This window comes from uncultured Microscilla sp. (assembly GCF_947493425.1).
GTDB lineage: Bacteria > Bacteroidota > Bacteroidia > Cytophagales > Microscillaceae > Microscilla.
This window is the reverse complement of sequence record NZ_CANLRP010000025.1, coordinates 1-16,272: the sequence shown is the minus strand read 5'-3', so window position 1 is coordinate 16,272 and position 16,272 is coordinate 1. Positions and strand designations below refer to the sequence as shown.

General features: G+C 40.4%; 12 protein-coding genes. 7 read left to right on the top strand and 5 right to left on the bottom strand.

Translation table 11 applies throughout. The annotated features are described in order from the left end of the window. The first annotated feature begins 14 nt into the window (after window positions 1–14). From secDF to Q0954_RS09205, 3 genes are all read left to right on the top strand, one after another. Complete coding sequence (gene secDF, locus Q0954_RS09215; protein ID WP_299456096.1) at window positions 15–3,086, top strand: protein translocase subunit SecDF; 3,072 nt, start codon at window positions 15–17, stop codon at window positions 3,084–3,086. A gap of 263 nt (window positions 3,087–3,349) precedes the next feature. Beyond that, window positions 3,350–5,491, top strand: a complete 2,142-nt coding sequence (locus tag Q0954_RS09210; protein ID WP_299456094.1) for a TonB-dependent receptor — start codon at window positions 3,350–3,352, stop codon at window positions 5,489–5,491. A 123-nt stretch (window positions 5,492–5,614) separates the two neighbouring features. Continuing rightward, on the top strand, window positions 5,615–6,259 hold the full coding sequence (locus Q0954_RS09205) for a hypothetical protein (RefSeq protein WP_299456092.1): 645 nt from the start codon (window positions 5,615–5,617) through the stop codon (window positions 6,257–6,259). Window positions 6,260–6,840: 581 nt separating this feature from the next. Here the strand turns inward: Q0954_RS09205 and Q0954_RS09200 are convergent. The 3 genes from Q0954_RS09200 to rpmB form a co-directional block, all read right to left on the bottom strand. Then, window positions 6,841–7,350 (bottom strand): DUF3124 domain-containing protein, encoded by a 510-nt coding sequence (locus Q0954_RS09200; RefSeq protein ID WP_299456091.1) that lies wholly within the window; start codon window positions 7,348–7,350, stop codon window positions 6,841–6,843. A 381-nt stretch (window positions 7,351–7,731) separates the two neighbouring features. Further along, on the bottom strand, window positions 7,732–8,724 hold the full coding sequence (locus Q0954_RS09195) for a phosphoglycerate mutase family protein (RefSeq protein ID WP_299456089.1): 993 nt from the start codon (window positions 8,722–8,724) through the stop codon (window positions 7,732–7,734). 247 nt (window positions 8,725–8,971) lie between these two features. Then, window positions 8,972–9,223, bottom strand: a complete 252-nt coding sequence (gene rpmB / locus Q0954_RS09190) for a 50S ribosomal protein L28 (protein WP_299456088.1) — start codon at window positions 9,221–9,223, stop codon at window positions 8,972–8,974. Between the two features lie 360 nt (window positions 9,224–9,583). Between rpmB and rocD the strand changes: the two genes are divergently transcribed. From rocD to Q0954_RS09170, 4 genes are all read left to right on the top strand, one after another. Next, on the top strand, window positions 9,584–10,822 hold the full coding sequence (gene rocD / locus Q0954_RS09185; RefSeq protein WP_299456087.1) for an ornithine--oxo-acid transaminase: 1,239 nt from the start codon (window positions 9,584–9,586) through the stop codon (window positions 10,820–10,822). A gap of 241 nt (window positions 10,823–11,063) precedes the next feature. Further along, window positions 11,064–11,381, top strand: coding sequence for a hypothetical protein (locus Q0954_RS09180; RefSeq protein ID WP_299456086.1), 318 nt, complete (start codon window positions 11,064–11,066; stop codon window positions 11,379–11,381). A 10-nt stretch (window positions 11,382–11,391) separates the two neighbouring features. Then, window positions 11,392–11,835 (top strand): energy transducer TonB, encoded by a 444-nt coding sequence (locus Q0954_RS09175; RefSeq protein WP_299456084.1) that lies wholly within the window; start codon window positions 11,392–11,394, stop codon window positions 11,833–11,835. 6 nt (window positions 11,836–11,841) lie between these two features. Further along, window positions 11,842–12,858, top strand: a complete 1,017-nt coding sequence (locus tag Q0954_RS09170) for a TonB family protein (RefSeq protein ID WP_299456083.1) — start codon at window positions 11,842–11,844, stop codon at window positions 12,856–12,858. A gap of 14 nt (window positions 12,859–12,872) precedes the next feature. Here the strand turns inward: Q0954_RS09170 and Q0954_RS09165 are convergent, their stop codons facing one another. Then, entirely contained in the window at window positions 12,873–14,384 is a 1,512-nt protein-coding gene (locus Q0954_RS09165; RefSeq protein ID WP_299456082.1) for a SpoIIE family protein phosphatase, read from the bottom strand. A gap of 611 nt (window positions 14,385–14,995) precedes the next feature. Continuing rightward, window positions 14,996–16,081 (bottom strand): SpoIIE family protein phosphatase, encoded by a 1,086-nt coding sequence (locus tag Q0954_RS09160; protein ID WP_299456081.1) that lies wholly within the window; start codon window positions 16,079–16,081, stop codon window positions 14,996–14,998. Between the last annotated feature and the right edge of the window lie 191 nt (window positions 16,082–16,272).

The window sequence follows — 16,272 nt, the reverse complement described above, 5'->3', positions numbered from 1 at the left end:
AAATTCTAACAAAAATGCGGAATAAAACCGGAGTTATTATTTTGACGGTATCCATTACACTATTGTGTATTTATTACCTGTCTTTTACATTTCAGGCGCGCAGTGTGCAGCAAAAAGCTGAAGAATATGCGCGTGACCCTAAAACTGGTGTGGTAAGCAACAGTCAAAAACAAAAGTACTTTGACTCTGTCGACAATCAAGTAGTATATAAATTGCCTTGGGCATCGTATGACTACAAAGAAGTAAAGCAAAAAGAGCTTTCTTTGGGTCTTGATTTGCAAGGTGGTATGCACGTGGTAGTAGAAGTTTCTCCCATCGAAATCATCAAAGCATTATCGGGTAGCAGCGCTAGTGTAAAACTAAATAGGTCACTGCAAGAAGCACAAAAAGCACAGGCAAACAGCCAGGAAAAATTTGCATTTCTTTTCCAAAATGCTTTTGAGAAGTTGTATCCCAACGACAAACTGGCTGATATTTTTGCCAGTAGTGCCAACCGTGAAAAGATCAGAACCAACTCTACCAACGATGAAGTAATTACTTTTATTGGTAAAGAAGTAGACGAGGGTATTGATCGCGCATTCGAAATCTTGCGTCGTCGTATTGATAAATTTGGAGTAGCCAACCCTAACATTCAAAAACTACCTGGTTCTGGTCGTATTATGATCGAATTGCCAGGAGTTGACAATCCTGAAAGGGTAAGAAAACTGATTTCTGGTGTAGCTAAGCTTGAATTCTGGGAACTATATGAGTTAAACGAGATTGCCTTGAGCTTCTCTCAGTTAAACCAGTACATGACCAAGCTTGAAAAAGCAGAGCAAAAAACTACAGGAAACTCTACAAAAACGGAGACTAAAGTAGATACTGCTAAAAAAACAGATGATAATTTATTGGTAGCAGGCGATACTACCGCCCAAGAAACTGACTCTACTGAAAACTCTTTGGTGGCTGGAGGTACCAAAACTGACTCTAGCAAAACCGACAGTGCCAACACCAAGAAGGACACAGCTAAAAAAGCGGATACTGCCAAGAAAAAAGAGGTAAAGAAAGACACTACCCAACAAATAGGTTCAAAATTCGCTCGTTTGTTCAAAAACAACGGAAGAAACTATGCTGCTTTGGTAAAAGATACCGCTGAAATTAACTCTTACCTAAGACGTGCTGAGGTTCGTCGTATGTTTAAAGGAAATGCTTTATTTTTCTGGGATGTAAAACCTGATGCCAATGGGTTGTTGAGCTTACACATTGCTAAAAACACTCGTGGTGGCAAGGCTCCTCTGGAAGGTGACGTAGTAGTAGATGCACGCCAGGAGTTTGATCAAAACTCTCAGCCAGAAGTATCTATGCGTATGAACCAACTGGGTACTAATGAGTGGAAAAAACTTACCCGTGCCAACGTTGGTCGTCGTGTAGCCATTGTATTGGATGGTAATGTATACTCTGCGCCTACTGTACAAAACGAAATTCCTAGTGGTAACTCTTCTATCAGTGGTAGTTTTAGCATCGAAGAAGCAAAAGATTTAGCAAATATTCTTAAAGCAGGTAAACTTCCTGCTCCGGTACGTATCGTAGAAGAAGCCATTGTAGGACCTTCTTTGGGTCAAAAATCTATTAACCAAGGACTTCAGTCTATGTTGGTAGGTTTGGGCTTGGTAGTAATATTTATGATTCTGTACTACAAGCTTGGGGGTGCCATTGCCAACATTGCTTTACTTGCCAACATCTTCTTTATCGTAGGTATTTTGGCGCAATTTGGGGCAGTACTCACGTTGCCTGGTATTGCAGGTATTGTACTCACCATTGGTATGTCGGTAGATGCCAACGTACTTATTTATGAACGTATTCGGGAAGAACTTCGCCGTGAGCAAGCAGTAAAACTACCTATGGCTATCAAACTAGGGTATGAAAAAGCTTACAGCTCTATTATAGATGCCAACGTAACTACTTTCCTTATTGGCGCCATTCTTTATAGTTTTGGTTCTGGTGGAGTAAAAGGTTTTGCGGTTACATTGATGATTGGTATTGCTTGTTCATTGTTTAGTGCCATCTTTATTACCCGTTTAATCATTGAGGCTATTTCTCGCGGTGGCAAACGTAACATCGGATTTTCTTCTTTTATCCCAACTATGGGCAAAGCCAATATCCAGTTTATCAAACTAAGAAAGAAAGCTTACATGGGTTCTGCAGCATTTATCGCTTGTGGTATCATTGCTATGGTAATCAATGGTGGACTAAACCTGGGGGTAGATTTCAAAGGAGGACGCTCTTATGTAGTGAAGTTTGAAAAATCGGTGGCTGCTACTGATGCTCGTCAGGCATTGACCGAGTCGTTTAAGGGTGGACTGGAAGTAAAAACTTTTGGTGCCAGCAACCAGATTAAAGTAACTACCAGTTACTTGATTGACGATGAGTCGCAAGAAGCCGATAAAAAAGTAAAAGCTATGGTATTGAATGGCTTGAAAAAGTTCAACCAAGGCAAAGCACCTTCGGTAGAAAGTTCTTCTAAGGTAGGATCAACCATTGCCGATGACATTCGTAACACTGCCCAAACTGCAGTATTATTCTCGCTGGTAGTTATCTTTATTTACATTGTGGTACGTTTCCGTCGCTGGCAGTACGGTGCAGGAGCTATTGCCGCTTTGTTCCACGATGTATTGTTTGTGCTTTCGGCATTCTCTATTGCCCACTTGCTTGGTTTTACCCTAGAGATAGACCAAGTATTTATTGCTGCCATTCTTACCGTAATTGGGTACTCAATTAACGATACGGTGGTAGTATTTGACCGTATTCGTGAAGAAGACGAAGACAATACTAAAGGACACCGTGGGCAGTCATTTAGCGAAGTATTGAACAATGCCATCAACAATACCTTGAGTCGTACCGTAATGACCTCTACCACTACGTTGGTAGTAGTATTGACCTTGTTCCTTGCAGGTGGCGAAGTATTGAGAGGCTTCTCTTTTGCTTTGTTAGTGGGAGTTTTAGTAGGTACTTATTCTTCTGTATTTATTGCTTCTCCGGTGGTGTTAGATTTTTATAACATGCAGAAAAAGAAAGAGAAGAAAGCAACAACAGAAGCCGCAAAATAGCATATAGTAGTTTTTAGATTTATATACATACAATCCCTTACTGATACTTTTCGGTAAGGGATTTTTTTATGAAGAGACCAAAAAGTAGCAGGCTCTTTCTTGAACAGCAAAACCTATTAGACAAATACCTTCATTACTTGCTACTCCCCTCTCCTACCATTTCACGCCTGCTATTCACCAACTCACTCCCTAAAGCAAGCCTTGGTTGAGTTTAAACCCTTTATTTGTAACAACTTAATACAAATCATATAACCATTGAATAAATGACATACCTGAAGTGTATCATTATATTATTGCTTTGGACAGCCACCATACCACTACAGGCACAAACACTGATAAGTGGTATGGTAACTGATGAAAAAGGCGAGGCTTTGGCAGGAGCCAATGTATCGGTCAAAAACACGTATGATGGTACTTCTACCAATATAGATGGGCAGTTTCAGTTTAGCACTACCCAACAAGGTGAGGCAGTATTGGTGGTCGCTTATATCAGTTTTAAAACCTTTGAGCAAAAAATCACCCTTTTGGGCAAACCTGTACAGATAAACGTGCGCCTAAAAGAAGAAGCCAACGAACTAAACACGGTGGTCATTACTGCAGGGGCGTTTGAGGCAAGTGACGAAAAACGGGTGGTGGTGCTCAACTCTATTGACATAGCTACTACAGCAGGTGGTGGCGCAGGAGATTTGGTGGGCGCTTTACAAACTTTGCCAGGAGCTCAAACAGTAGGTGAAACAGAAGGCTTGTTTGTACGAGGAGGCGCTGCCAACGAAACCAAAACATTGATTGATGGTTTAGTAGTGCAAAACCCATTTTATAGCTCAGTGCCTGATGTGCCTCAACGAGGACGTTTTTCTCCTTTTTTGTTCAAGGGAACTGTTTTTAGCACTGGGGGCTATTCTGCCCAATACGGTCAGGCTCTTTCGTCGGTGTTGGTGCTCAACTCGCAAGACCTTGCCGAAAAAACACAGACCAATATTGATCTTATGACTGTGGGTGTAGGTGCGGGGCATACCCAACGTTGGAAAAACACCTCACTGAGCCTCAACACAAGGTATACCAACCTGGAACCGGTTTTTCAACTTATTCCGCAAAATGCCGACTGGAAACGTGCCCCTGAAAGTGTGGAAGGCTCGCTTATTTTTAGACAAAAAACTTCTAAAACGGGCATATTCAAACTGTATAGCACTTATAACCAGTCAAACCTGGCAATGAACTATCAAGATATAAGCTTAGAAAATACCACCAATGCGTTAGACTTGACCAATGACAATACTTATATCAATACTTCGTGGAAAGAAGCTCTCAATGATCGCTGGTTTGTACAAGTGGGAGGCTCTTATAGCCATGATCATGACTTGATTTTGCTCAATGGTAACCGCATTTTTCAGCAAGAACGCTTGCAACAAGGGCGCATTACAGTACAACATCTTTTGGGCGAAAACTCAGGACTTACTTTTGGGGGAGAAGTGCAACGATTCAATTTTGACGATGGGCTTAACCAATTGAGCCGGGGGCTCGAAGAAAACTACTTGGCGGGTTTTGTAGAGGCTGATGTGTTTTTTACCCGTAAACTTGCCGGGCGTTTTGGGGTAAGGATGGAAAAATCGGAAGTAATTGGACAACAAAATTTTGCCCCCAGGCTATCGCTTGCCTACAAAACCGGCAAATACAGTCAGGTATCGGCTGCTTATGGGCAGTTTTTTCAAACTCCTCAAACCAATGACTTAATACAACTCAAAACAGCAAGGCTGCCCACTGACCTCCAGTTTGAACAATCGGTACATTACCTGCTCAACTACCAGTGGATGGTACCCGGCAAGCGCACTTTTAGAATAGAAGGATACTATAAGCAGTACGACGATCTGATCAAAAATAACCAGGATTTTGCCCAACTTGAGGTCAACAACAATGGCTATGGGTTTGCCAGAGGGATAGAGTTGTTTTGGCGCGACAAACAAACTTTTAAAAACGTAGATTACTGGGTTTCTTACTCGTTTTTAGATACTGAACGTGAGTTTCAAAACTTTCCAACTTTGGCAAGGCCTGGTTTTGCAGCTCATCACACGCTCTCGATGGTATACAAGCAGTACTTCTCTGGTATTCATAGTTATGTAGGATTTACTTATACTTTCAGTTCAGGTCGGGCTTATTTCAACCCAAATAACCCTGAGTTTCACGGCGATACTACCCCGGCTTACCATAACCTAAGCCTGACTTACACCTACATTACATCACTGTTTGACAATTTCACTATTTTGTTTGCTTCGATCAACAATGTATTGGGTGTACAAAATGTGTTTGGCTACCGTTATGCGCCCGATGGTACCCAAAGACAAGCCGTGGGTCAGGCTGCTGACCGGGGCGTTTTTATCGGAATGTTTGTCTCTATTGGCAAGCGATAGCTGCAGTCAATGAATGCCTCAAAACAAAAAGCCAAGGTAGCCTTACAAGCAACAAAGGCAGTTAGTAGTAACTATTAATGATCATTTATTTACAAAAAAACAACCCCATAAACTCAAAAAAATATGAAAAAGTTAACCCTATTACTCATTTGTATATGTACCGTGTTTACCCTGCAAGCCGACAATGGAGATAAATACGAAAAAGCAATGAAAGCGAACCTGAGCAAATTGAAAACTGCTAAAACCAAAGCAGAATTAGTTGCAGTTGCCAATCAATTTGAACGAATTGGCAATGCCGAAAACAACAAATGGTTGCCGAACTATTATGCAGCTTATTGTTACATAAAAATGGCCAGGCTTGAGAAAGAAGCTACTTCCAAAGATCAAGTGCTGGATAAAGCTGCAGCCTTGTTGGAAAAAGCAAACAAAATAGATAGTAAAAATTCGGAATTAGTAACCTTGGGGGCTTACCTTACCCTGACCCGCCTAAGTGTAGACCCAATGGCAAGAGGACGTGAGTATAGTGGGCGTACTTTTGCAAAAATAGGCAAAGCCAAAGCCTTGAACCCAGAAAACCCCCGACCTTATTTTATAGAGGCTATTCTGAAAATGAACATGCCCCCTGCTTTTGGCGGAGGCAAAGAGGCGGCTTGTCCTGTATTTAAAAAGGCTGCCAAAAAATTTGAAACTTTTAAGCCTGGCAATGAATTGATGCCTGATTGGGGCAAAGAAACCAACACTGCTATAATGAAACAAGGAGGTTGTTAGAACAACAAGCGGGTTTAAGTTTCAAGTAGCAAGGGTTCAAAACCTTGCTACTTATCACCTGCATTATTTCTTATCAATATACCTTGCCAGAATAGGTTGTGCTTTTGTTTCTCCCGCTGTTTTAAGCCCTAAACAATGCATCATTAATAATCGCAGAACCACCTTCTATGCTCGTTTTTCGGAATACTGAAAAGTACCCTCAAGTGCTGAAATCGGGGTTGGTTGTTAAAAGTGTTCCGAAGGGCGCTTGAAATTGATATATAAAAAGAAGTCTCCAGGCTTCCTTGAGTAGCAAAACCTCTCAAAATACTACGGCGATGAAATTTACTACACTAGGGCAACCATAAAGGATGGCCCCTACAAAAGGCATTTGAATGGGTTTTGACGCTGCTCTTACGCCGTTGCTTGTGAAGACACAAGCAACCAAAACAACCGCCAAAACTAATAATCGCAGAATAACCTTCTATGCTCGTTTTTCGGAATACTGAAAAGTACCCTCAGGTGCTGGAATCGGGGTCGGTTGTTAAAAGCGTTCCGAAGGGCGCTTTTTAGGAGAATATACCCATGAAAAACTTATTGGTTTACCTAACTTTTACCCCTTTAGTAGAAAAAGATAACCCTTGTTGCCCTGAAGTAGAAATCATGACTGCTTCAAATAAAGGTTCGTTCGTGACCGTTTCTTTAGACCATTCAAACAAAAAGTTGGCACCTGTTCCTCCCTTTACATCCATAAAATCAATCACAATTTCAACGGTTTCCATTGGGGCGATAAATATCGGTTTGTCAAAATAATTGCGTATGAGTTTACCCTTTGTGTCAAAATATTCTGCTTTATTCACAAACACAGAATCTTTATTGTCTGTGTTTCGCATACTTACGGTTGCGGTTAGGTTTTGAATTCTTCCTTCATTAAGACTATAAATTTGAGAATACACGGATAAATAAGTTTTTCCTTTTTCCAGTGAATCACCCAAAGCCCTTTTAACCATTCTTTTTTGCCAGTTTACAGGGTTTGTAGAACTCATCTCTTTTGGCTGGTCACAACCAACTAAAATTGCAAATAAACCAATTATTAAAAATTTAAATTTCATTAGAAGTTGTTTATATTTTTGATGAAAAATGGTAGTATTTTTAATGTATGATAGTTATGAAGTTGACAACCAATCAAGAAGGGCTTTTACGAAAAAAAGAAAGGTAAACATAAAATAACCTGCCCCGCTGTCACCACTCAAAAATAGTGAAAAATGGAACAAAAAGAAGGGTTTGTTAAAACTATACCCCATTGTTTTAGAGCATAAAGCAGTCTCACCTTTTAGGGTGTTTCTAAAAATAGTTGCTTTTGCTCGATAACAAGGCGTTTTTAGCCTTTGGCAGAGGTGTGGAATACCACTTTACAGGTTTAGTGTCTGGAGGTACTAAATGTAAGTTTTCAAGCGATAAGTGCTCAAAACCTTACTACTTTACCACTCACATTATTTCTTATCAATATACTTTGCCGGAATAGGTTGCGCTTTTGTTTCGCTATTCCATAGAATATTGACTAACCACCAGCGACCATTTTCATACGACAACTGAATACTGTTGATGCCACGCATAAAAATAGCTCCGTCTTTGGTATGACGGCTCACATAGGTACTAAACACCTGAGCAATATTGCCAAAACGTTCGGTTTTGCGCCCAATCTCTTCTTCAAAAAAGCCTTTCCCTACCAAGTATGGCCCATTACGTTTGATATAGTCTTCTGGTGTCATAGACATAAACACCTGTTTACCATTGGCACGGGTGGCCACTGCGTTCATACGGGCGTTGGGCTTCATCAATGAGCGAAAACGATCCCAATTGCGTTTTTCGCCTTTAGCTCCAGATATTACTCCATACAAAGCCTTGATCATTCCATCAATTGTTTTTACATCAACGTCTTGTGCCTTGTAGTCAGACTTGGGCTTAGGAAAAGTAAGCCTGCTTGCCCTGCCATACTTCATGTGCTGTATGGTTAGCTTGCCATAAGCGTCTATGTGTGCTTTTACTAAGTTATCATATACCGATTCATTCAAGTCTTTGTAGCGGTCTTCTTGTACTAAGTGGTTTAAGAGAGACGGCAACGTATTAGAGTGTCCTACCACCAATATTGCTTTACCTGCGTGTTTGTCAAACAACTTACTCAATAGTTGCATATCGCGGTAATCATAGTTTTCTACAGTAAGTTTTTGCGCTTCTGCTACTGGCTGGCCTGTTTGCATGGTTCGTTTGGTTTTGGTAGCATACACTGCAGTTATCTTCTCTTTTTTCAACAATTCTTGCAATGCTTTGGCACGTTCCTTACCTGCTACAGTTAAGTCGGGATCGCGCCCTTTGTCCTTTTCGGCATGGCGTACCAAATAAATAGTTGTTTGTGCCCAAACCGATGATGCTGTCATCCCTAAAGCAATCATCCATATCAATGCAGATGTAAAAAGTTTTTTCATGTGTAATCACAACGTTTTATTTACGACAATAAAGGTAAACACAAAGCCTGCAGTTGATGTGTCAAAAGTTGCTTTTTTTGTTTGGTGTTAAGCATTTTTAGTAATGAAGAGCTTCTTTAATGGCTTACGGGAAAGAGATCAGGTTTGCACAACGTGGGCTCGAAAAGAAAATCGCTAATAGAGATCATCATTGACCTGTATTAGCGATCGAAATACTTTAGTTGAAAAGTGGTAAAACTACAATAGATTATAGCAACACTTTTTTCTTTAAAAGACCCTTAGCTTTAGCTTCTTTTAATACCTCTTCGATACCTTTTTTGTTGATGGTACGAATGGCTTGAGTTGACACTTTCAAAGTAATCCACTCACCTTTACTTTCTAAAAAGAAGCGTTTTTTCTGCAAATTTGGATAAAACTTTCTTCTTGTTTTATTATTTGCGTGCGATACGTTATTTCCTGACTGGGTTTTTTTTCCAGTTACTTCACAAATCCTTGCCATTGTTACAAAGCTTTAATATTCAATTATTTAATTGGATGTTAGAAAAGCGAGGGGGCAAATCTACAAAATAATCCTCAAATGATCGAAAGTTACCCTAAAAAAAATTGAATTCTTAGCAGAATCACACACTTGTTCAATCATTATAAACAAGACTTTTTAAAGCTTCCTTATTTTGACTAATTTTGAGGATACAATTTATATTTGATCACTTTTTAGGTACGACGTAGAGCCTGTGGTTGTAAGGGAATACCCCAAAAAATGGTGCACTCGCTGGGAGAGCGAAACCGCTGCGAAGGAAAAGTGCCTTGTTTTTTATTCCCTAAAAAGTTGACACAAACACACAGTAAAATAACTATTAGTATGATACAGACAATAACCTCAAGTCAAGAGGCCATCGATTTGGAGTACAAGTATGGAGCACACAATTATCACCCATTACCAGTGGTGCTGTCTAAAGGCGAGGGCGTGTATGTATGGGATGTAGAAGGTAAAAAATACTTTGATTTTTTATCTGCCTACAGTGCAGTAAACCAAGGACATTGTCATCCTAAAATTTTGAGTGCGTTGGCAGAACAGGCGCAAAAACTAACGCTTACGTCGCGTGCATTCCACAACGATGTATTGGGACGTTACGAAGAATACATTACCCAGTACTTTGGCTACGACAAAGTATTGCCTATGAACACTGGGGTAGAAGGAGGAGAAACCGCCTTGAAACTTTGCCGTAAGTGGGCTTATACTGTCAAGGGTGTGCCTACCAATCAGGCAAAAATCATTTTTGTGAAAAACAATTTCTGGGGGCGTACCCTGGCTGCCGTGTCTTCATCGACCGATCCAGTGGCAAAAGATAACTTTGGACCTTATATGCCTGGGTATGAAATCATTGATTACAACGATTTGTCTGCTTTAGAAAAAGCTCTGGAAGATCCCAACGTAGCAGGCTTTATGGTAGAGCCTATTCAAGGCGAAGCCGGAGTAGTAGTGCCTGATGAGGGTTACTTAAAGAAAGCCTACGAAATGTGTAAGGCTAAAAACGTACTTTTTATTGCCGATGAAGTACAAACAGGCATTGCCCGCACCGGTAAAATGCTAGCTTGTGATTATGAAGGCTTTCAACCAGATATTTTGATTTTAGGCAAAGCTTTGTCAGGAGGTGTCTTCCCGGTATCGGCTGTTTTTGCCCGCGACGAAATCATGTTGAGCATCAAACCTGGTGAGCACGGTTCTACCTATGGAGGCAACCCATTGGCCTGTGCGGTGGCCATGGCAGCACTTGAGGTAGTAAAAGAAGAAAAACTTGCCGAAAAATCTTTCAAGTTAGGCAACATTTTCCGTGAGCGAATGAATGCCTTGATTGCCAAGTGTGACTTAGTAACTTTGGTAAGAGGTAAAGGTTTGTTAAATGCTATTGTAATCAACGACAGTGAGGATAGCAGCACTGCCTGGGACATTTGCATGGCGCTTAAAGAAAATGGTTTACTTGCCAAGCCTACCCATGGCAACATTATCAGATTTGCTCCTCCTTTGGTAATGACCGAAGAAGAGTTGCACGAGTGTGCCGATATTATAGAAAAAACTATTTTAGCGTTTAAGAAATAATATGCTGATTTATTATTCAGTAAAACAACGGTTTAAATAAGTGCCAAGAGGCTGTCTCATCATTATTACAAAAACTTCACTCTGTTTTTAAAAAAGAACAACGGAGTATTTGATGGATGAGACAGCCATTTTATATTAAAAATAACACGTTTTGTTAAGACTTCTCTCCCTTTTATTAGTTATTATATTATCGGGTTGCCAAACCAATCCCTTGTATCAACCATTGGCCAAGTGCAAAGCAATGGATTTGGTTTTTTACAAAACAAGTAAAAATCCTGAAAAATTTAGCATCAAGGTAACTGATAAACACCTGGTAAACGATATGTATGTATATTATATCACCACTCAGGATGTGCTCTTGAAAAAACAACCCTATGATGGTGAGATTGTATTTAAATATCGCAACCAAAGTGTATTAAAGACTCACTTCTCTTTGCATCCTAATTGCCATTATGTACACTTTACCCTACATGGTAAAGCTTATACCCGAAAACTTAGCCCAGCAGGAATAGCCTATTTAGAAACTGTACGCGCTGTGAAGTTAGTTATACAGCATTAGAATTAAATTCATGAAAAGCATATACCTAATTTTTTTTGTTTATGGTACTACTTTACTATCAGGGTGCCTAAAGCCCAATACGCAAAGCGTTGAGGAGATGCGCACTGACAAAAAGGAGGCAACGGACAATGATAATAAAATTTATATAGTACCTGAAAAAAACGCCTCACCAGTAGGTGGTTTGAGGGCGTTGTATAAACATATACAAAAAAACCTGAAATACCCCGAAAAAGCCATCAGGCGTGGTCTCGAAGGGCGGGTGTTTGTAGAGTTTGTGGTAGAAAAAAACGGCACAGTGAATCAACTGCGGGTATTGAAAGGTATAGGACCTGAGTGCGATCGCGAAGCCATGCGTTTGATTCAGAGCTTTGACAAATGGATACCTGGTGAGCATCATGGTCAAGTAGTCAGGGTCAAACAATCGTTTCCGGTGGTGTTTAAAATTGTAAAATAAAAGTGTATGTACCAAAAACAAGGAATCATATGGGTATTGTTATTTTTACTGAGTAGCCCTACAACAACCTGGGCACAGTCTGCCCCTAAATTATTTAGATCAAAAAATGGATTGATGGGCTATAGAGGGCACTTAGGCGAAGTACGCATTCAACCCCAGTTTAGCAAAGCACGCCCCTTTAGCGAAGGGCTGGCAGCTGTGCAAAAAAACGGGCAATGGGGGTTTATCAATACCCAAGGCAAGTATGTAATAAAGCCTTTGTACCAACGTGTGTTGTCGTTTAGGGCAGGGTACGCCAAAGTAGGACGCAGCAATTTATGGGGCTTGGTAAACAACCGGGGCAAATTGGTAGTGCCAGCAGCCTACAGCCAACTTACTTATGTATTAGACCCAGCAAACACTCCCACTCTTATAGTAAGAGCCAAGCAAAGCGGCTTGTTTGCTTTGTTAGATAAAGCTACTGGCACACAACTGACTCCCTTTCAATACCAATATTTATCTCCTCGTTTGATTGGTCAGCGTTTGAAAGCAAAAAACACCCAGGGAAAATATGGCTTTTTGAACAAAACCGGACAACAAGTAATTGCCTGCCAGTATGATGAGGCAACAGATTTTGTCCAAGGTAAAGCCTTGGTAAACAAAGCGAAAAAGCAGTTTTATATCAACTCTTCGGGTGGTTTTCTACGAGCGTACAACCCCAACAAAGATGCTCCTGTATTTACTGTGGTAGAACAGCCGCCCACTCCCAAAGGTGGCAGCGCTCAAATGGCAGCATACCTCGAAAAAAACTTGCAATACCCTCCTGAAGCTAGAGCTAACAACACCAGTGGCATCGTTATCTTGCAATTTATTGTAGAGTCCAACGGTCAATTGAGTCATTTTAAAGTATTGAGGGGCTTGGGCAATGGTTGCAACAAAGAAGCCATTCGTTTACTCAAAGGGTCGTCACCCTGGAACCCTGGCAAACAAAGAGGCAAGACAGTAAGGGTGAAAAAAACTTTTGTGGTGAGGTTTGCTTACTAAAAACTTAGTATTCATCAAACCCTTACCCCAATCAACAGTATATCATCGCGTTGGGTAGTACCCTCCATGTGTTGTTGCAGACTATTTTCAAGCAACAATTTTTGTTCAGCGGTGGGCAAATGAGCCGCATCACTTAATATACGTAGTACCTTTTTGGTACCCAGTTTTTTACGTTTTTTGTCATTTTGGTCTTCTATGCCGTCACTGCCAATATAAAACATACTGCCTGAGGGCAAACATACGCTTTGGTTAGTAAAATGAATATTTTCGGGTTGTATGCCTCCCACCGACTTTCTGGTGCCCTTGAGCGCAATATACCCTGACTGGTGGGGCAATGTATAATAAAACGAATTTTTGGCTCCACAAAATGCCAACTGACACCCTTCAGAAGTATGTTGCCAGGCACATACAGTCAAATCCATTCCATAGTTGTTGCGTCCAGCCTCTTGTTTGAGTAAGTGTACAATTTCGGTGTGCAAAGTATTGATAATGATCGATGGGTCTGTGATTTTTTGCTGGAGTATAACCTTGTCCAGCAAGTTGTGCCCAATCAATGAAATAAAAGCACCGGGCACCCCGTGTCCAGTACAATCCACCGAAGCCAATACCGTTTGTCCCTGCACCTTATTTACCCAATAAAAATCGCCACTGACTACATCTCTAGGTCTGAACACAATGAAATGATCGCCCAGTAACAACTGTAGACTATGGGCATTGGGCAAAATTGCTTGTTGAATCACTTGAGCTGCCCTAATACTATGGCTAATTTGATTGTCGCGGTTTTCGAGTGCACGGTTTTTAACCTCTATAAAATCGCGTTGGGCAATGATTTCCTCTTGGTTTTGAATAAGCTCTTCGTTTTGGGTGGCAATCTCTTCTTGCCGCTCCTGAAGCACTATATTTTGGGCAATCATTTCTTCTTGTGTTTTTTCCAGCTTTTCGTTTTTTTGAGCCAACACCAAACTGTAGAGTTGGTTTTGTTTGACAAAATAGTAAATGATAGAAATTACTATGGCAATGCAAAGACATACACTTACGAAGTTATATATGGGGTCAAACTGTACTTTACCTAGTAATTTGGGGGCAGTAAACGCTATGATTAGGTAAATGACAGTCACCGAGATAGAAGCTGCTGTCCACCAAAAAGCACTTTTGTTATTTAAAAACAAAAAGGCTCCACACGGAAAAGCCACCAGCCAAATCAAGTCCATAGAATATATACCACCAGTATCTATCACAGATACATTAAGCGCCAAAAAACCAAATGTAATCAATGCATTGGCGGCAATTTTCAGGTTGCCGGTTTTTTTAAAGTATACGAGCAATAAAAGCGAAAAAACAAAGAGTATAAATGTAGCTATAAAATTACTGGCGGGCGTAGGAACAACCGTGAGGTAAAGCAAAATCATTATTAGACCCAGTAAGGATACTGCCACCCCCGAAAACACAAAAATACGGGCCTTGGTTTTCTCATTGTCGTCTCCAATGAGGTGGTGTGGAATACATTGTTCAATGAGTTGTTTCATTGTGAAGGCTACTCTGTAGTGTTATCAAATAGTTCGGATTGAGCTAAGGAATGGTACCAAAATAAATTTACATTCTTAACCTCATCTTTTGAGGCTATACTTTGTTAAAAAATAGCCGAATAGCGATGCTATTAGCCGACCTTCCCTCAAGCTCGCTCAACATCCACTGGATATTGCCGTACCGCGTCCAGCAACAAAATATTTTAGCGTTACTATAGAAATTTATTTTTACGCCATTCCTAAGCTCTGGTATACACAAAATAATTGTATACACCTTGCCTTTAAATAATCATATATTGTTCCAAAGCCTGTAGGTAACCAGGGTAGTTAGGAGGATTTTTGTGCCATAAAGCGAAAGTAGAGTAGTGTCAGGTGTTTTGTAGCGCAAAAACTCTCGTGGATAAAACTAAACCCTATAAAATAGTCTTTGGCAAAAGAAACTTGAACAAGTACAATCAAAAGAAAATAAAAGCAAACACACTATATCCTTTCTTTACTGCACTTACCCATATCAAAAAGAACTCGTAAGCTTACATTTTAAATAAATCAGGCACTTTGCCCATTTGTCAGGGTATAAGAAGCGTGTGACAAACAACCAGCATAAAAAAATATTAAAGTCTGATTCCGATAAATAAAATATCGTCGCGTTGGGACACCCCACCCATATGCTCACTAAGAGCTTCTTCAAGCCTTTGCTTTTGATTGGTTAGGGGCAAATGTGCTATCTGAGCCAATAACTCAATTACTCGTTTACTGCCAAACTTCTTACGTTGCTGGTTGTTTTGGTCTTTTAGCCCATCGCTATTGGTATACATGATAGTACCCACAGGCAATGTAATAGATTGGGTCTTAAAATTTATTTGCCTGGGCTGAAAGCCACCAATCGACCTGCGGTCACCTTTGATCTCTTGAATGATCATATCAGTGCCTTGCATAGCGTAATAAAGTGAGTGCTTGGCTCCACAAAAATTTACTTTATAGCTGGTTTCATCTACTTTTTTTAAGGTAAGCAACGACATCTCCATCCCGTAATTGTTGTTGGTACCCTGTTGCCTCAAGGTGTGAAAAACTTCGTTATGCAAACGCGATAACACCTCGGCAGGGTCTAATATTTTATATACTCTGATAATTTTGTCAAGCAATGTATTGCCAATGAGCGACATAAAAGCACCTGGAACCCCATGCCCAGTGCAATCTATGGTGGCAAGAAAAGTAGTTCCCTCTATATCGTTGAGCCAATAAAAATCGCCACTCACCACATCTTTGGGTTTATAGAGAATAAAATGATCGGGAATAAGTTTATCCAGTTTTTCCTGATGAGGCAATATGGCCTGCTGAATGGCCTGGGCAGCTTTAATACTCTGCGAAATGAGGTAATTGCGCTCCGAAAGCTTTTTATTTTGTTGGTCAATGGCATCCCTTTGGGTTTCTATTTCTTCGTGTTGCAACATGAGCGCCTCATTTTGCATTTGAATTTCGTGATTTTTATCTTCCAACTTCAAGGTACGTTCTTTCACCTTTTGCTCCAGCAATGTGTTTTGCTCAGCCACCAGGCGTAGTTGTTCGGCTTGTGCCCAACGTTTGCCTTCTTCGCTTGCCTTCATTTTTTGCGCCAAAGCCATTGTAAACAATATCGCCTGAATAGCATGCCCAATGAGCGCCACCATAGATGAGTTATTGCTGGTATTGTGCATCATTACTTGAATAAAATTGATGCTACTAAATATGCCGATTTGTAAAACACCAGTAATGAACAAAAAGCTACCCTTGAGTTTTTTACGGTAAGCTGCTATACAAAAAATAGTAATCAGCTGAAAACTCTACAGATTAGGAAAGAGTTATAAATGTTTTAAATTTAGGGTCAAAAATGCCTAGTTTACCTGCTTAT